This is a genomic window from Cupriavidus sp. 86D6, from assembly GCF_057815095.1.
Genome location: NZ_JBYPSB010000001.1, coordinates 436,035 through 453,208, shown reverse-complemented (window position 1 = coordinate 453,208; position 17,174 = coordinate 436,035). Strand labels below are relative to the sequence as shown.

The 17,174-nt window shown below is 64.7% G+C and carries 18 protein-coding genes, 1 tRNA gene and 1 riboswitch; of the genes, 6 read left to right on the top strand and 13 right to left on the bottom strand.

All coding sequences use genetic code 11. The features are described 5' to 3' along the window. Nucleotides 1–115: 115 nt before the first annotated feature. Nucleotides 116–1,309 (top strand): acyl-CoA dehydrogenase, encoded by a 1,194-nt coding sequence (locus AC3G88_RS02085; RefSeq protein WP_101680960.1) that lies wholly within the window; start codon nt 116–118, stop codon nt 1,307–1,309. 143 nt (nt 1,310–1,452) lie between these two features. Here AC3G88_RS02085 and AC3G88_RS02080 read toward each other — a convergent pair whose 3' ends face one another. Beyond that, nucleotides 1,453–2,091 (bottom strand): peroxiredoxin, encoded by a 639-nt coding sequence (locus tag AC3G88_RS02080; RefSeq protein WP_153945602.1) that lies wholly within the window; start codon nt 2,089–2,091, stop codon nt 1,453–1,455. Nucleotides 2,092–2,390: 299 nt separating this feature from the next. On the opposite strand from AC3G88_RS02080, the gene AC3G88_RS02075 reads away from it, so the two are divergent. From AC3G88_RS02075 to AC3G88_RS02065, 3 genes are all read left to right on the top strand, one after another. Then, entirely contained in the window at nt 2,391–2,708 is a 318-nt protein-coding gene (locus tag AC3G88_RS02075; protein ID WP_349632244.1) for an ElaB/YgaM/YqjD family protein, read from the top strand. 166 nt (nt 2,709–2,874) lie between these two features. After that, entirely contained in the window at nt 2,875–3,252 is a 378-nt protein-coding gene (locus AC3G88_RS02070; RefSeq protein ID WP_400393493.1) for a phage holin family protein, read from the top strand. Then, entirely contained in the window at nt 3,249–3,782 is a 534-nt protein-coding gene (locus AC3G88_RS02065; RefSeq protein WP_488770604.1) for a DUF3318 domain-containing protein, read from the top strand. Before AC3G88_RS02070 ends, AC3G88_RS02065 begins: the two co-directional genes overlap by 4 nt. Before the next feature lie 14 nt (nt 3,783–3,796). Here AC3G88_RS02065 and AC3G88_RS02060 read toward each other — a convergent pair whose 3' ends face one another. The 12 genes from AC3G88_RS02060 to ybgC form a co-directional block, all read right to left on the bottom strand. After that, entirely contained in the window at nt 3,797–5,809 is a 2,013-nt protein-coding gene (locus AC3G88_RS02060) for a diguanylate cyclase domain-containing protein (protein WP_488770605.1), read from the bottom strand. Between the two features lie 129 nt (nt 5,810–5,938). Then, the gene (locus AC3G88_RS02055) at nt 5,939–6,820 is read right to left on the bottom strand and encodes a hypothetical protein (protein WP_488770606.1); all 882 of its coding nucleotides are present in this window, start codon (nt 6,818–6,820) and stop codon (nt 5,939–5,941) included. Nucleotides 6,821–7,012: 192 nt separating this feature from the next. Continuing rightward, a tRNA-Lys gene (locus tag AC3G88_RS02050) sits at nt 7,013–7,088 on the bottom strand. A 70-nt stretch (nt 7,089–7,158) separates the two neighbouring features. After that, nucleotides 7,159–8,274 (bottom strand): YeeE/YedE family protein, encoded by a 1,116-nt coding sequence (locus AC3G88_RS02045; protein WP_488770607.1) that lies wholly within the window; start codon nt 8,272–8,274, stop codon nt 7,159–7,161. Nucleotides 8,275–8,370: 96 nt separating this feature from the next. Next, on the bottom strand, nt 8,371–9,054 hold the full coding sequence (queC, locus tag AC3G88_RS02040) for a 7-cyano-7-deazaguanine synthase QueC (protein WP_488770608.1): 684 nt from the start codon (nt 9,052–9,054) through the stop codon (nt 8,371–8,373). A gap of 207 nt (nt 9,055–9,261) precedes the next feature. Continuing rightward, entirely contained in the window at nt 9,262–10,017 is a 756-nt protein-coding gene (gene ybgF / locus AC3G88_RS02035; protein ID WP_153945609.1) for a tol-pal system protein YbgF, read from the bottom strand. An 18-nt stretch (nt 10,018–10,035) separates the two neighbouring features. Continuing rightward, nucleotides 10,036–10,545: a peptidoglycan-associated lipoprotein Pal gene (gene pal, locus AC3G88_RS02030; RefSeq protein ID WP_197497450.1), complete on the bottom strand. Its 510-nt coding sequence runs from the start codon at nt 10,543–10,545 to the stop codon at nt 10,036–10,038. Nucleotides 10,546–10,565: 20 nt separating this feature from the next. Further along, nucleotides 10,566–11,906: a Tol-Pal system beta propeller repeat protein TolB gene (gene tolB, locus AC3G88_RS02025; protein WP_153945610.1), complete on the bottom strand. Its 1,341-nt coding sequence runs from the start codon at nt 11,904–11,906 to the stop codon at nt 10,566–10,568. A 212-nt stretch (nt 11,907–12,118) separates the two neighbouring features. After that, entirely contained in the window at nt 12,119–13,207 is a 1,089-nt protein-coding gene (gene tolA / locus AC3G88_RS02020; protein WP_488770784.1) for a cell envelope integrity protein TolA, read from the bottom strand. 18 nt (nt 13,208–13,225) lie between these two features. Then, nucleotides 13,226–13,663, bottom strand: coding sequence for a protein TolR (tolR, locus tag AC3G88_RS02015; RefSeq protein ID WP_153945612.1), 438 nt, complete (start codon nt 13,661–13,663; stop codon nt 13,226–13,228). Between the two features lie 21 nt (nt 13,664–13,684). Then, a complete protein-coding gene (gene tolQ, locus AC3G88_RS02010; RefSeq protein WP_066731701.1) occupies nt 13,685–14,368 on the bottom strand; it encodes a protein TolQ in 684 nt (227 codons plus the stop codon). Next, on the bottom strand, nt 14,365–14,769 hold the full coding sequence (ybgC, locus tag AC3G88_RS02005) for a tol-pal system-associated acyl-CoA thioesterase (RefSeq protein ID WP_400393355.1): 405 nt from the start codon (nt 14,767–14,769) through the stop codon (nt 14,365–14,367). The genes tolQ and ybgC overlap by 4 nt, the downstream gene beginning before the upstream one ends. A 168-nt stretch (nt 14,770–14,937) precedes the next feature. Then, nucleotides 14,938–15,041: riboswitch (ZMP/ZTP riboswitch) on the top strand. 180 nt (nt 15,042–15,221) lie between these two features. On the opposite strand from ybgC, the gene glyA reads away from it, so the two are divergent. Together glyA and nrdR are read left to right on the top strand one after the other, a co-directional pair. Beyond that, nucleotides 15,222–16,469, top strand: a complete 1,248-nt coding sequence (gene glyA / locus AC3G88_RS02000; protein WP_488893097.1) for a serine hydroxymethyltransferase — start codon at nt 15,222–15,224, stop codon at nt 16,467–16,469. Nucleotides 16,470–16,642: 173 nt separating this feature from the next. Beyond that, nucleotides 16,643–17,110 (top strand): transcriptional regulator NrdR, encoded by a 468-nt coding sequence (nrdR, locus tag AC3G88_RS01995; protein ID WP_029051311.1) that lies wholly within the window; start codon nt 16,643–16,645, stop codon nt 17,108–17,110. The last annotated feature ends 64 nt before the right edge of the window (nt 17,111–17,174 follow it).

The following is a 17,174-nucleotide window of genomic DNA, read 5'->3' as shown; positions in this document are numbered from 1 at the left end:
AGCTATACTAGCTCATCGGAACAAGGTTCCGCAATGCGGAACCACAACTTTTTGATCGACCGGATCGAATGAAGGCGGCACTGCCTTCACCGCGCCACCAAAGAAGGAGACCTCCATGGCTGCCAACGCCGAATTCCACTGGGCCGACCCCCTGCTGCTGGACCAGCAACTGACCGACGACGAGCGCATGATCCGTGACGCTTCGGCGGCCTATTGCCAGGACAAGCTCATGCCGCGCGTGCTGCAGTCGTTCCGCAACGAGAAGACCGACGTGGAGATCTTCCGCGAGATGGGCGAACTGGGTCTGCTCGGCCCGACCATCCCAGAACAGTACGGCGGCCCGGGCCTGAACTACGTCAGCTACGGCCTGATCGCGCGGGAGGTGGAGCGTGTGGATTCGGGCTATCGCTCGATGATGAGCGTGCAGTCGTCGCTGGTCATGGTGCCGATCTACGAATTCGGCAGCGAGGCGCAGAAGCAGAAGTACCTGCCCAAGCTGGCCACCGGCGAATGGATCGGCTGCTTCGGCCTGACCGAACCGAACCACGGCTCGGACCCGGGCTCGATGGTCACGCGCGCCAAGAAGGTGGACGGCGGCTACGAGCTGAGCGGCGCCAAGATGTGGATCACGAACTCGCCGATCGCCGATGTCTTCGTGGTGTGGGCCAAGCTGGCCGGCGAAGACGGCAAGGAAGACATCCGCGGCTTCATCCTGGAAAAGGGCTGGAAGGGCCTGAGCGCCCCGGCCATCCACGGCAAGGTGGGCCTGCGCACGTCGATCACCGGCGAAATCGTGCTGGACCAGGTTTTCGTGCCCGAAGAGAACCTCATGCCGGGCGTGAAGGGCCTGAAGGGTCCGTTCACCTGCCTGAACTCGGCCCGTTACGGCATCGCCTGGGGCGCGCTGGGCGCCGCCGAGTTCTGCTGGCACACCGCGCGCCAGTACACGCTGGACCGCAAGCAGTTCGGCCGTCCGCTGGCACAGACGCAGCTGGTACAGAAGAAGCTGGCCGACATGCAGACCGAGATCACGCTGGGCCTGCAGGGCTGCCTGCGCCTGGGCCGCATGAAGGACGAAGGCACCGCCGCGGTGGAAATCACCTCGATCATGAAGCGCAATTCGTGCGGCAAGTCGCTGGACATCGCCCGCGTGGCGCGCGACATGCTGGGCGGCAATGGCATTTCGGACGAATTCGGCGTGATCCGCCACGTGGTGAACCTGGAAGTGGTGAACACGTACGAAGGCACGCACGACATCCACGCGCTGATCCTGGGCCGCGCCCAGACCGGCCTGCAGGCCTTCTTCTGATCGTCCGGACGTAAAAAAGCCCGGCTGGAAAGCCGGGCTGAAGCACACTACCAAGGAGACGACGGGCACGACCCCGCCGTTTTACGACATCGGCAAAGCCATACCGAGCCGGGCCGGGGACCCACCCCGCGCCCGGCTTTTTCTTACTTGTTCGGTTGCGGCGTCAGGCGCAGGTACGGACGCACCGCCTTGTAGCCCTTCGGGAATTTCTGGCGGATCACCTCTTCGTCCTTCAGCGACGGCACGATGACGACGTCGTCGCCATCCTGCCAGTTGCCCGGCGTGGCCACGCTGTGGTGATCGGTCAGTTGCAGCGAATCGATGACGCGCAGGATTTCATTGAAATTTCTACCTGTGCTTGCAGGATAGGTAATGATCAGGCGCACCTTCTTCTTCGGGTCGATCACGAACAGCGAGCGCACGGTCAGCGTCTCATTCGCATTCGGATGGATCATGTCGTAGAGCTCGGACACCTTGCGGTCGCTGTCCGCCAGGATCGGGAAATTGACCGAGGTCGACTGGGTGTCGTTGATATCCTGGATCCAGCCCTTGTGCGACTCCACGCTGTCCACGGACAGGGCGATGGCCTTCACGTTGCGGCGGGCGAACTCTTCCTTCAGCTTGGCGGTCAGGCCCAGTTCCGTCGTGCAAACGGGGGTGTAGTCGGCAGGGTGCGAGAACAGGACACCCCAGCCTTCGCCGAGCCATTCATGAAAGCGGATGCGGCCCTCGCTCGATTCTTGCTCGAAGTCCGGTGCGGTATCGCCAAGACGCAGTGCCATGAGTGAAGTCTCCAGAGAAACGGAAAATAAACGAAAGTAAGGAAAGGTAAAAACCGGTGAACCAGCTTAGTTGGATTGCCATCCAACCCAAACGAATATAAAGTCACTACAAAATCACTCGAAGTCATAAAGACCGGGTGATCGGGCCATGGTTCCTTGTGGCAACCCTGCCCCGGGGCCGATGGCACATTTGGTGACAGTGATACGGCATTGTGTCGGCGAGCTTGAAACGATGGGCAGCCGCCACATATGCTAGGTGGACGACAAGAAATGCCACAAGCCCGAGCGGGCAAGGCAAAATGTCACCACTTGAACCTAACCGCCCGCAACAGGAGAAACTGATGAGCGATGTCAAGACCGTTCTGTCCGACGCCGAAGAACTGCTTAAGCAAGCGGCCTCGACCACCGGCGAGAAAGCCGCCGAACTGCGCGAGCGTGGCATGGGCCTGCTGAAGCAGGCCAAGGAAAAGGCCCAGGACTTGCAGGATGCCGTCGTGACCAAGAGCAAGGCGGCCGCCCGTGCCACCGACGACTATGTGCATGACCATCCGTGGCGCGCCGTAGGCGTGGCAGCCGGCGTGGGCCTGCTGATCGGTCTGCTGCTGAACCGCAAGTAAGCAGCCCTGTAGTACTGTAGCAATACGCATTACCAGCCCCGGCTGCGCATCTGCGCCGGGTGCATGCAGTCTTGAAGACGGACCGGCGCGGCCCCATCATGCCGCTGCCGGTCCATCCCTCGCAGATGCCGCCCATGCCGGCGCATCGTTTTTTCGCCGGAGCCGCATGAGCGAATCCCATTCCCCCAAGTTCCTCGAATCCCTTCGCAACCTCGCCGGTTCCGTGGTGTCGATGCTGCAGACTCGCCTGGAGCTGGCCAGCGTGGAACTGGCCGAGGAACGCGAGCGGCTGATGAAGGTTGCGCTGCTGGCCTTGTTCGGGCTGGTGTTCTTCAGCATGGCGCTGATGACCTTCACGCTGCTGGTCGCCATCCTGTTCTGGGAAAGCTATCGCTGGCAGGCCCTGGGCGCCATCGTGCTGTTCTACCTGATCTGCGCCGGTGTCTGCCTGCTGGTGGCTCGCAACAAGGTCCGCCACGCCCCGCCGCTGTTTGAATCCACGCTGGCCGAGCTGGACAAGGACCGGGAGATGCTGCGCCAATGACCACGCCCGAAGAAGACGATTCGATCGACAGCCGCCCGCGCCACGAGCACCCCCGTCCGGTCCGCTTTACGCGCGAAGTTCGCCTGCCGCTGGCCGTGCGCAAGGAGTTGCTGGTGACGCGCGCCGCGCTGGAACGCTACGACGCCGTGCAGGCGCTTCGCCAGGTCAAGGGTGGCGCCCGCCGCATGACCAGCCTGGGCGCGTGGCTGCCGCGCATGACCCGGCCGTCTGGCTGGCTCAAGCTGTTCGGCGTGACGCGCGACTATCCGATGCTGAGTACGGCCATCACATTGGCCCTGCCCCTGCTGCGCAAGACCCCGATCGGCCGCGTGGCCTGGAAGGTGTCGAAGCTGGGCATGCTGGCCGGCGCCGGATACTGGGCCTACAAGACCTGGCACGGCGCCCAGCCGCAGGTGCATGCGCACGCGGCGTCGGCTGCGCGGGCGGTGGCGGTACCTGTGGATACCGGCTTCCGGGACCCGCTGGTGCCGTCGCCCCCCGCGGCGGCGCCGCCGGCCGCCCAGCCCTGATCAGGCAAGCCGGATCAGCCAACCTGCACGCGATTGCGGCCCTCGCGCTTGGCCTGGTAACAGGCCAGGTCGGCCGCGTCGAGCGCATCCTCGCGCTTGGCCGTGCGTTCGTCGACCCGTACCAGGCCGATGCTGACCCCGATCGAGAATTCATGGTCGTGGCAGCGATACCGATAGGCCGCGATGGCATTGCGCAGCCCTTCGGCCACGCGCTCGCCATCGGCGGCGGCGCAATACTCCAGCAGCACCGCGAATTCGTCGCCTCCCAGCCGGGCCAGCGTGTCGCTGCGCCGTAGCTGATGCCGCATGACGTCGGCGATCTGGCAGAGCAGTTCGTCTCCGGCCGCGTGCCCGCAGGTGTCGTTGACGGCCTTGAACTGGTCGAGATCCAGATACATCAGCGTGTGCGTACAGCCTTCATGCTGGGCGCGCGACACCGCCGCCCCGAGCCGCCGCTCGAATTCCAGCCGGTTGACCAGGCCAGTCAGCGGATCGTGGCTGGCCTCGTACGCCAGTTGCGCGGCGTGGGCGCGCTCCAGGCTGACATCATGCAGGACGACCACGATGCCGATCGCCTGCTCGCCCTTGTCCCGGATCAGCGCCACCGATGGCTTGACGGCCAGCGTGAACCCCTGCGTGGCGGGCTCGCGGCGCTCGAGCAGCATCACCATCTGGCCGGGCCAGGTGCCCGCCAGCGCGCGCGGCACCAGATCGGCAACCGGCTCCCGGGTGGTTTCGTCATGCAGCCGGCAGACCTGTTGCAGGAAGCAGCCGGCGGCCTCGGCATCCGTCCATCCGGTCATGGTCTCGGCCACCGGGTTCAGCGACTGGATACGCCCCCAGACATCGGTGGTGATGACCGCGTCGCCAATGGCCTGTAGCGTGACCTGCGCGCGCTCCTTTTCGGCGAACAGCTGTGCCTCGAAACGCTTGCGGTCGGAAATATCGCTGAGCGACCCAGCCATGCGCGTCGCCTTACCGATGGCGCTGCGCACCATGCGGCCCCTGGCCCTGACCCACAGATAGCCGCCGCCCTTGCGGCGCAGGCGCAGTTCCACGTCGTACGGCGCGCCCTTGCGCACATGCCCCACCAGGCGCCGGTCGAATTCGGCCACGTCGGCCGGGTGCATCAGCGCCAGCAGGGTCTCGCGCGCATGCGGCAGTTCATGGGGGCCATAGCCGAGCATTTCGGCACAGCGTGGCGAGAAATACAGTTCGCCGCGATGGGGATGCCAGTCCCACAAGCCATCGGTGCTGCCGGCCACGGCCAGTTGCAGCCGTTCCTCGCTGACCGTCAGGGCCTGCCGCAACTGGCGGTACCGGCTCATTGCGCGGGTGGACATCCATGTGGCGCAGCCGAGCAGCGCTAGCGCCAGACCCGCCGTCCCCCACATCAGCCACGCCCGCACGCGCCGCGATGCCTTGCCCAGGGCGGCCGAGAAGGCTTCCTCCATGGGTGTCAGCAATGCATCGACGTCGGCAATATCGCGTTGCAGCGGCGCGACGCAGGCTGCCGCGCAGCCATGCTTGCTCACGCGCTCGCGCAGCCGACGCGCCATGACATCGAGCCGTGCGATCTCCGCGTCGGCGGCCGCCCAGATCGAAATCGCCTCATCGATCTCCGGCACATGCCGGAAATACCGGAACAGCCGGATCATGCCGGGTACATCGTCGGGGTGGTTGCCGCCGGTCAGGAGCCCCTGCACCGCGCGGGTGCGGTCGTAGTCGGGCTTTTCGAGTTCGAGCCGCGCCAGGTGGTCGCCCTGCGGCACGGCGATGCCGGCCAGATAGGCGTCGTAGTCGGCTTCATCGCGGCTTTCGGCGTAGCGCAGCAGGTGAGAGACCGCCGCCTTCTGGCCCTTGCTCCAGAGGCTCTCGCCGGCCACGAAGCCCCGGGCGGCGGACAACACGTCCACACTGGCGATGCAGAACAATGCCAGCGCCAGAACCACCGGGACAAACGGCCAGACGACACGCAGTACGTGCTCATTGGCCGGCAGGCTATCGCCGCCACCAGCTTGCTGCATATGAGACTTCCCGCGCCAGGCCATGGGCCCGGCCCTGTCGATGAATGCACCATGGCCGGCCTGGGGTGGCCAGCCTTGTCTGGTTGCATTGTCAATGAGGCGTTACGGGGTGTCTCTAACTCAGACTGGTTAATTGATGCCGGGAATATGCATCGGCCAACCACCTAGCAAAACGACGAGTAAAACGCCGTTCAACAGCGCAAGTCCGGTGAGGATGAAGGCCAGGGTTGGCAGCGTCTTGAGCCACGACATCCCGGCCGAAGCCGATGCGAAGGCCGCGTCAAGATAGCGCGTGGCCTGCTTTCGCACGACCAGCCAATAATAGCCACCGCCGGCTGCAAGGAGGACCACGATCCACGACAGCCACGCCAGCCATCCGAACGGCGCCGGCGCATTGTTGGCCCGGCCCGGCGCGCGTGGGGCGACTGGCGGCAATGGCTGCAGCGAATCGCGCAGCGACATCGGCACGGATTCGAACACCGGAGCGGGAGGATTCAGATCGTCGGTGGCGCTGACCGGCGACATTTCCGCATCCCTGCCCGGCAGGACGCGATGTGCCGGCGCCGGCAATGGCGGCTGCGTTCGCCTGACCGCCCGGTTGTCGGCCATCGCTGGCGGCTTGTGTGTCGCCGCTTCGCGCGAGGCCGCCCCAGGCGACGCCCTGCGCCAATCGGCGAACAGCTGGTCGAGACACCGCACCGTCGTGCACGCGTCACGCGCCCTGCGCCAGGCGTCGAGATCGCCCTTGCGCAACGTCCCGGCATACCGCCTGCGCTGCTGGTCGGCATAGATGCCTTCATAGGTCTCGTGCAGCATTGCGTAGTCGCAGATCAACTGCGAGCCGCGCACATGTTGCCGCCCAGGCTCCGCACAGGACGCACCCGCCGGGGCGGAAACATCACAACGGGGTCGATAGCTGTGCGGGCACGAGATGTCGGAAGCCCACGTCGCATGGGCGACCCACAATGTCAGGACGACGAAGAGAGCCAGGTGGCCTGCAATCCGCTGCATGGTGTCTGCGCATCGGCCTTTCGGGAACCGGGGAATTCATTCTAGGCAGCGGCGGCGCACGCTGCCTGATCTGTTACGTGCGTTTGCGCATGGACCGAAGGATAGAACACCAGATCGCGCTGGCAAGTGCGGATACATCGCAGGCAAAACAAAAGGGCCCGTGACTTTCGCCACAGGCCCTTCTGGGAATGCTGGTGGGTCGTGCGTGACTCGAACACGCGACCAACGGATTAAAAGTCCGCTGCTCTACCGACTGAGCTAACGACCCGGAAAAACTGAATCCGCGATTATAGGGAGCACCCTATGGGGTGTCAAGCTTCAGGCACGTCGAGCGCCACTCAGGCCATACGCTCCAGACGCCACATCTGATACTTGAAGGCCAGGATCGCGCCGACGATGATGGTCGCGAACACGATGAACGAACCGATGGCCAGCGTCGATACGCCCGACAGCCCCTGCCCGATCGTGCAGCCCAGCGCGGTCACGCCGCCCGCGCCCATCAGGATGCCGCCGACCATATGGTTGGCCACGTCCTCGGCATTGCCGAATCCTTCCCAGCGGAACGTGCGCGACACCAGCGCATAGGCGCACGCGCCCGCGATCACGCCGAAGACGCTGACGATGCCGATGGTCAGCACCTTGCTCTTGTCGCTGAACATCATCAGCCAGTCCAGCGTGTACGCGTACGGCGCCACGAAGCTCAGACTTTCCATGCGGCCGCTGTTGGTGCCGACGAACAGTTCTTCGAGCGTATTCGGATCTTCGGACACATAGCCAAGGTGGCCCGACACGTACCACATGCCGACGATGATCAGCCCCACGGCCAGGCCGCCCAGCAGGTTGTCGAACGACCGGAAGCCGTTGCCGACCAGCGCCCAGAGCACCAGCACCGCGCCGATCGCCACGCCGAGCACCAGCTGCAGCGTGCCGCGCGCCATGCCGGTGGCCTGCGCCACCAGCGAGGGCAGGTCCTGCGTGGATGGCAGCGCCACCCCCACTGCATCGACGGTATTCACCCGCACGACCCCGAACAGGCCGCGCAAGGTCATGTACGCCGACAGGCCAAGGAACACGAACACCACCAGCGATTTCAGGTTGCCCGCGCCAATGCGCACCAGCGTCTTGCTGCCGCAGCCCGACGCCAGCACCATGCCGAAACCGAACATCAGCCCGCCCACCGCCGCCGACAGCCAGCCAAGCCGGGCCGACGTGTAGATGGTCCGGGTCGGGTCGATCAGCCCCGCCCACGCCAGCACGCCGGTGCCGATCATCGCCACGCCAATCGCCATGATCCACATGCGCATACGGCTCCAGTCACCGATGTTGACGATGTCGGAGATGGCGCCCATCGTGCAGAAGTGCGTACGCTGCAGCACGGCGCCAAACAGGAAGGTCAGCACAAAGGTACTCAGCAGTACGGTGTGCGTGAGCGCGGGGATGTCGATTTCGGGCATGTCGTGACTGGGTGGCTCGTAGATTTCTGATTTTTTTCTGGACGGAGGCGCTCGTGGGCGGCGCCTCTCGTCCTGGCCGGCCGGTTGTTGCGGCGCTCAGGCGGCCGGCTGGTAACGCGTCGGATCGGCGACGCCGGCCTGCTCGAAGCCGGCCTTGCGGATGCGGCAGGAATCGCAAACCCCGCAAGCGCGGCCTTCGTCATCGGCCTTGTAGCACGACACGGTCAGACCATAGTCCACGCCCAGCTTCACGCCGGCACGGATGATTTCGGCCTTGGTCATGTCGATGATCGGGGCGTGCACGCGGAAGCGGTCACCCTCGACACCGGCCTTGGTGGCCAGGTTGGCCAGCGTTTCATACGCCGACACGTACTCGGGGCGGCAATCGGGATAGCCCGAGTAGTCCACCGCATTGGCGCCAAAAAACAGGTCGCGACCGCCGATGGCCTCGGCCCAGCCAAGCGCCAGCGACAACATGATCGTATTGCGTGCCGGCACATAGGTCACCGGAATGCCGCCGGTGGCGCCGTCGACGGGCACGTCGAGCGTGTCGTCGGTCAGGGCCGATCCGCCAAAGCGGCGCAGGTCCAGGTCGATGATCTCGTGGCGCCGGGCCCCGAGCGCGGCGGCCACCTTCTTCGCGGCATCCAGTTCGGACGAATGGCGCTGGCCGTATCGCATCGACAACGCATAGGTTTCGAAGCCGGCCGCATTGGCCATGGCGAGCACGGTGGCGGAGTCCAGGCCGCCGGAAAGCAGGACGATTGCACGTTGGGTCATGATGGGGTGCGCGCGGAACAAGCGCGCTGTCAAATACGCCGCGCTGGGCGAATCGCGTATTTTAGCGCGCCGGCGCCCCGGATACGATCAGGCGGGGGTGATGGGCGCCATGGCGGTGCGCCGGCCCCATGCGCGGTTACTCCGGCCCAAAAAAGAAAAAAACCCGCAAGGTTGCGGGCTCTTTCCTGGCTTTCGTGCCCCGGTGGGTCACTTCAGCGTCTTCAGCCGGTTGCTGGCGGCCTGGGCGCCTTCGGTACCCGGATACTTCGACACCACCGTCTCCAGCGTCTTCCTGGCCGCTGCCTTCTGGCCCGATTCCATCTGGTTGTTGGCAATGGCGATCATGGCGTCCGGCACCTTCGCATGCGTCGGGAACTGTTGCACCATGTTCTGCAGCACGAAAGTCGAACCCTTGTAGTCACGCTGCGCGTAGAGCGAATTGCCGAGCCAGAACTGCGCCAGCGGCAAGTACGGGCTTTGCGGATACTTCTTCGCAAACGCCGAGAACGCGTTGCCCGCGCCCTTGAAATCGCCCGACTGGAACTGCTTCAGCGCGGCGTCGTACTCGGGCTTTTCGGTCGGCTGTGCAAGCCCTTCCTTGCCATCGACGGTCACCTGTTGCGGCTCGAATTTCTTCAGGCGCGCGTCCAGGTCCGCGTAGTAATCCTTCTGCTGTTTCTGCAGCGTGTCCACCGTGTTTTGCAACACCTCGTTCTGACCACGCAGCCGGGCCACTTCCTGACGCAGACCTTCCAGCTGGTTCTGCATGTCGAGCTGCTGGCGGCTGTTCTGGTCGATACGCTGCGATGCCGTTGCCTGGAAACCGTTGAACTGGTCCCGCAGTTGCAGCACCGCCTTGCGCGCTTCGTCGTCGTCAAAGACGCCGGCGTGCGCGGAACTGGCTGCCAGCAGACCGCCGGAGACAGCGGCCAGCCACAGCAGGGTGGAAACGCGAGCTTTCATGAAGGATTATTCCGTGGATCAGTAGACGATGTCGGCGCGACGGTTTTCAGCCCACGAGGCTTCGTCGTGGCCGGTGGCCTTCGGCTTTTCCTTGCCCAGGCTCACGGCTTCCATCTGCGACTCGGGCACGCCCAGCGACGACATCGAGCGGCGCACGGCCTCGGCACGCTTCTGGCCCAGGGCCAGGTTGTACTCGCTGGTGCCGCGTTCGTCGGTGTTGCCCTGGATCAGGATCTTGCGGCCCTTGTTGGCGCTCAGGTACTGCGCGTGCGTTTGCAGCGTGCCCTGGTATTCCGACTTGACCGAGTAGCTGTCGAAGTCGAAATACACGCTGCGCTTGGCCAGCGGGCTGTTCGGGTCGTTCAGCGGATCGGCCGCAACCACCGGCGCCACGGCGCGCGGATCGGTCTGGGCGCCGCCCTGGTTGGCACCCGACTTCGATGCGTCGTCCAGCTTCACGCCGGAGCTGCAGGCGCCCAGGGCCAGCAGTGCAGCCAGGGCGAGCGATTTGGTCATCATTTGGGACATGGCGAGAGACTCCTCTTTTTCTACTGCATGAAAGGACCCCAGGACGGCTCGCGAACCTCGCCGGACTGGAGTGACAGAACCTGTTTCGTTCGGCCGTCCGTGGAGACTGCCGCCAGTACCGAGCGGCCGCCCACGCGGGTGGCATACAGGATGTATTTTCCATTGGCGGCGAAGCTCGGCGCCTCGTCGTTGGACGTATCCGTGAGAGAAGTCACGTCACCGTTGGACAGGTCCTGCAGCTGCAGGCGGAAGCCGCCCGAACGCGAGATGTAGGCCAGGTACTTGCCGTCCGGCGAAACGCGCGGACTGACGTTGTAGTTGCCCTTGAAGGTCACGCGCTGTGCTGCGCCGGATTCCTCGCCAGAGGCCGGCATACGGTAGATCTGCGGCGCACCGCCGCGATCGCTGGTGAAATAGATGCTGCGGCCGTCCGGCGAGAACTGCGGCTCGGTGTCGATCGCGCTGCTGCGCGAGATGCGGCGCAGGCCGGAGCCGTCGGCGTTGACCAGGTAGATCTGGGTGTTGCCATCGCGCGAGAGCGCCACGGCCAGGCGCTGCCCGTCGGGCGACCACGACGGCGCGCTGTTGTTGCCCTTCTGGTTCGACACCAGCGTGCGCTTGCCCGTGGCCAGGTCATGCACGTACACCACCGGCTTCTTGGCCTCGAACGAGACATATGCCACGCGGCGGCCATCGGGCGACCACGACGGCGAGATGATCGGCTCGCTGCTGGACAGCGCCACCTGGGCGTTCTGGCCATCCGAATCCGAAATCAGCAGCTGGTAGCGGTTGCCCACCTTCGACACATACGACAGGCGCGTGGCAAATACGCCACGTTCGCCCAGCAGCTTTTCGTAGATGTAGTCGGCGATCTTGTGCGCAGTCACGCGCAGCTGGCTCTGGCTGACATTGAAAGCCAGGCCGCCCAGGCTTTGGCCCTTGACCGTGTCGTACAGGCGGAAACGCACCTCGTACTGGCCATTGCCGGACGGGGTCACGCTGCCTGCCACGAACGCGTCGGCGCCCTTGGCCTTCCAGCTGCCCAGGTCCACCTGGGCCGATTCGGCGACGGTGGCGCCGGCCGGATCGATATTGCGGAAACGGCCGCTGTTGGTCAGATCGGAACGGATGACGGCGGTCAGGTTCTGCGCGCCCTGGCCTTCGCCCTGGAAGTTGGCCGTGGCCACCGGGAACTGGTTCGAACCCACGCCGGTGATTTCCACGTTCAGTTGCGCGTGCGCGGCGCCGGCCGACATCAGCGCCACAGCCAGCCAGGCCATCAGCGCGTGACGGCCCTGGTCGCGGGTGATCTTGGTGGTCTGGCGCCGGGACAGCCAGTTAGGGACCCAAAGCTTTCGCATGCTGCTCCTCAGTCGATTTTGGGATTCATCGGTACGGCGGGCACAGCAAGTCGGGCACAGGAACGGCATGCAGCTTGGCGCATGCTCCGTGCGTGTACGTCTTGCACACTGCCGGCCGCGTCAGGCAACCGTTCATGGTAGCGATGGGACTGGCGGCCAACGATGAAGGTTGCATTATGTTGCAAATCATGGCGCTCTCGACCCCTGGCTGGTCAGTCCTTGGGGCGGAACGTGATCGTGAATTCGAACGACGGGGCCTTGCCGCCCTCGTCGGTCGGCAGCGGATCCGAACGCTCCACGGCGCGCATTACGGCATTATCCCAGTCGGCGTCGCCGCTGGACTTGGCCAGCCGCTTGGACAGGATCGAGCCGTCCGGCGCCAGCCGGACCGCCACCACGGCCGGCGGATTGCCTTCCACGGTGCCGTTGAAGATGATGTTCGGCTTCACGCGGCGGCGCACCCGGTCGGAATAGCCCGGCGACGCCTTGCCGCCCGAGCCGGCGCCCGAGCCTGCGGCATTGCCAACGCCGCCGCCGCTCGACGACGCGCTGCCACCGCCCGCCAGCGCCTGCAGGCGCGCCAGTTCGCTCTTGCGCTGCGCGTTGGCCGCGGCATCGCGCTTGGCCTTGGCATCGGCATCCGCCTTGGCCTTCGCCTGTTTCTCGGCATCCGCCTTGGCCTTGGCCTGCTTGTCGGCTTCGGCCCTGGCCTTCGCGTCGGCTTCCTTGCGCTGCTGCTCGGCCTTCTCCTTTTCCTTTTCCCGGGCGATTTCGGCGGCCTTTTCCTGCGCTGCCTTGTCAGCCTTTTCCTTGTCAGCCTTCTTCTTCGCGTCTTCCTTGCGCTGCGCGTCGAGCTGCTGCTGGCGCTGCTCTTCCTTGCGCTGGGCTTCCTTCTGTTCCTGTTCCTTGCGCTCGCGTTCGCGGCGGGCGGCTTCCTCGCGTGCAGCGGCCTCCTCGGCCTGCTTGCGCTTCTTCTGCTCCAGCGCGATGTCGGCCGCTTCCTCGACCTTGCTGCGCACGGCCGGCTGCGGCGGCGTCGGCACCGGCTGCTCCACCGGACGGGGCGGCGGCGCGGGCGTGACGTCGGGAACCTCTTCCCAAAGTTCGGCCTCGGCACCCACCGGCGTGCTGCTTTGCCAATGCACGCCGTAGTACAGCACGATGCCGAGCAACAGGTGCATCAGCAGCGCGAGCAGGAACGACCGCATCGTGCCGCGTTCCTTGACCGGCTGATACGGATAGGCGGCGGCCTTCGTGCGCGAAGGCCCTGGCTGCGGATGACGTGACGAGAGGCTGGCCACTTTGGGACGCAATAGTGCTTACTTGGACTTGACCATCAGCCCGACGCGCTTCACGCCATCGGCCTTGAGCTCTGACATGACGTCCAGTACGGCTTCATACTTGACCGTCTTGGCGGCAGCAATCACCACCGGCTGGTCCGGATTCTCGTTCTGGCGCTGGCGCACGAAATCGGTCAGGCCGCGCTTGTCGAGCTTGCGCTCGAACGACCCGCCCGAGCTGTCCTTGCCGCGCGCGGTCAGCTGCCCGTCTTCATGCACGGTGACGACGATCGGCGGCGTTTGCTGCTGCGGCGTGGCGTTGGCCACCGACGGCAGGTCCACCACCGCGGGGCTCACGATCGGTGCCGCCACCATGAAGATGACGAGCAGCACGAGCATCACGTCGATATACGGCACGACGTTGATCTCGGCGCTGGCCCGGCGGCGCGAACCGCCGCGGCGCTGGATGGCTGCCATGTCTGATGCTCCCCTGTCTGTTTAACGCGTCTGGCGCTGCAGGATGTTCAGGAATTCTTCCATGAAGCTTTCGAACCGGATGGCCAGGCGATCGATCTCCGTGGCGTAGCGGTTGTAGGCAATCACGGCCGGGATGGCGGCGAACAGGCCAATCGCGGTGGCGACCAGCGCCTCGGCGATACCGGGCGCCACCGACGCAAGCGTTGCCTGCTGCACATTCGACAGGCCGCGGAATGCGTTCATGATCCCCCACACCGTACCGAACAGGCCGATGTACGGGCTCACCGAACCCACCGACGCCAGGAACGGCAGGTGCGATTCCAGCACATCCATCTCGCGCTGATAGGCGGCGCGCATGGCGCGGCGGGCGGCGTCCAGCAGGGCGCCGGCGTCGTTGCTGCGTTCGCGGGCCTTGAGGAATTCGCCCATGCCCGATTCGAAGATGCGTTCCAGCGCGCCGGTGTTGTGGCGGTTGTTCACGGCGCTGTTATAGAGCGCCTGCAGGTCGCCGCCGGCCCAGAAGTCGCGCTCGAAGCCTTCGGTCTGGGTGCGCGCCGAGCGCAGCGCCAGGTGCTTGCGGAAGATGTAGGTCCACGAGAACAGGGACATCACCAGCAGCAGCGCCATGACGGCCTGTGCCAGCAGGCTGGCGTGAAGGACCAGCGAAATGATCGACAGGTCTTGTGTGACGGTCACCGGATTCATCGAGCGTTTTTAATAGTAGCGAGAACAGGGGCAGGAATCGGGGCCGGACGGAAAGTGCCTTTGTCGACACATCCCACGCGGATTTTGCCGCTGGCCAGCAGCAAGTCCCCGCGCCACGCTTCCTGGGCGAATTGGACCGATGCCGGCCCAACCCGTTCGATATGCGTACGGATTTCCAGCTGGTCATCCAGCCGGGCGGGCGCATTGTATTCCACAGCGGTGCTGCGTACGACGAAGACCACGCCGGAGGTATCGGCAAGGGTCTGCTGCTCAATGCCGAGCGAGCGCAGCCATTCGGTCCGCGCCCGTTCGAAAAACTTGAGGTAGTTGGCGTAAAACACCACGCCGCCTGCGTCGGTGTCTTCCCAATACACGCGCAGCGGCCACACGAAATTTGGCATGGGCCGCATTGTAACGGAGCGCACTGGTTAACCCGTAGGCGACTTTGCAACAGCAAGTTGCGAGCCATACGCCACAAGGCCTTGACGGCGCAGGCGGCGCGCGCTCCGGCGCCGGCCGCTGCCGGGTTGCGGCCCGCGGCGCGTTCGCATAAACTCTGCCGCAACCATTCCACCTTGCGCGACTGGCGAAGTCAGTGGGTACTACCACGAGGAAGCGCAAGTTCATTGGGCGTGAAGTAAAAATGCGCCTGCCGCTCGCCTGGGCAGCGAATGGGAAGCAGGGTGCGCCCTGTACCGGTCAGCCGCATAGCGGCGCCCGGTGCTGGACGCCAGTGCCTTCCCGCGCGCCCTATCCGCGAAGTAATTCCCGCTTTAATACGATTGCGCCGACCTGCAACCGATGCTCCTATCGTTTTTGCCGTCCGCTTTCCTTTTTACAGACGAGTGACGCCATGTTTGAACGCAGCCGTTTCACGATCGAACAGATCGACCCCGAAGTCTTCGCCGCTATCCAGAAGGAGAACCAGCGTCAGGAAGATCATATCGAGCTGATCGCCTCCGAAAACTACACCTCGCCGGCCGTGATGGCCGCCCAGGGTTCGCAACTGACCAACAAGTATGCCGAGGGCTATCCCGGCAAGCGGTACTACGGCGGCTGCGAGTATGTCGACGTCGTGGAACAGCTGGCCATCGACCGCGTGAAGCAGCTGTTTGGCGCCGACGCCGCCAACGTGCAGCCGAACTCGGGCTCGCAGGCCAACCAGGGCGTGTTCTTCGCCATGCTCAAGCCGGGCGACACCATCATGGGCATGAGCCTGGCCGAAGGCGGCCACCTGACCCACGGCATGGCGCTGAACATGAGCGGCAAGTGGTTCAATGTCGTGAGCTACGGCCTGAACGCCCAGGAAGACATCGACTACGACGCGCTGGAGAAGCAGGCGCACGAAACCAAGCCGAAGATGATCATCGCCGGCGCTTCGGCATTCTCGCTGCGCATCGATTTCGAACGCATCGCCAAGGTTGCCAAGGCAGTGGGCGCCTACTTCATGGTCGACATGGCGCACTACGCCGGCCTGATCGCCGCCGGTGTGTACCCGAACCCGGTGCCGCACGCCGACTTCGTCACCACCACCACCCACAAGAGCCTGCGCGGCCCGCGCGGTGGCGTGATCCTGATGAAGGCCGAGCACGAAAAGGCCATCAACTCGGCCATCTTCCCGGGTATCCAGGGCGGCCCGCTGATGCACGTGATCGCCGGCAAGGCCGTGGCGTTCAAGGAAGCCTTGCAGCCGGCATTCCAGGAATACCAGCAGCAAGTGGTGAAGAACGCCGCCGTGCTGGCCGAGACCCTGATCGCGCGCGGCCTGCGCATCGTGTCGGGCAAGACCGAAAGCCACGTGATGCTGGTGGACCTGCGTGCCAAGCAGATCACCGGCAAGGAAGCCGAGAAGATTCTGGGCGACGCGCATATCACGGTGAACAAGAACGCCATCCCGAACGATCCGGAAAAGCCGTTCGTGACCTCGGGCATCCGCCTGGGCTCGCCGGCCATGACCACGCGCGGCTTCAAGGAAGAAGAAGCCCGTCAGGTGGCCAACCTGATCGCCGACGTGCTGGACAACCCGCACGACGAAGCCAACATCGCCAAGGTTCGCGAGCAGGTGTCCGCACTGACACGCCGCTTCCCGGTCTACGGCTGATCGGACCGCTGGCATGGATCGCCCCCCGGGCGATCTGAAGCGTATCTATAGTTAGTACGCACCAACGGCGCCGCCCTCCCCCGGGTCGGCGGCGCCGGTTGACCCGCCGCAACCCCGCAGCAGAACTCAAAGATGCAAAATGCGGGCTGGCATATTTCTTCAGGTGGTCAGGCATGAAATGCCCCTTCTGCGGTCATTCCAATACCCAGGTCCTTGACAGTCGCGTCTCCGAGGACGGCGAAGCCGTGCGCCGGCGCCGGCGCTGCGAAGCCTGCGACCGCCGTTTCACCACCTACGAGCGCATCGAGCTGTTCTTCCCGGCCATCGTGAAGAAGAACGGCTCGCGCGTGGACTATTCCCGGGCCAAGCTCAAGGATTCGATGCGGCTGGCCCTGCGCAAGCGGCCGGTTTCGGCCGAAGCCATCGACGAAGCCATCCTGCGCATCGAGGAAAAGCTGCTGGCGCTGGGCGAAAAGGAAATCCCGAGCAGCCAGGTGGGCGAACTGGTCATGCGCGAACTGCGCAAGCTCGACAAGATCGCCTATATCCGCTTTGCTTCGGTCTACCGAAGCTTCGAGGATGTGTCTGAATTCCGCGACGTACTCGACGAATTTTCGACCCCTACCCCACGAAAGGGGTAGCCACTTCGCCAAAAAAGATGTCTAATCTGCACTGACCTCCTTCGGGTAGGAGGCAGGCGGACGA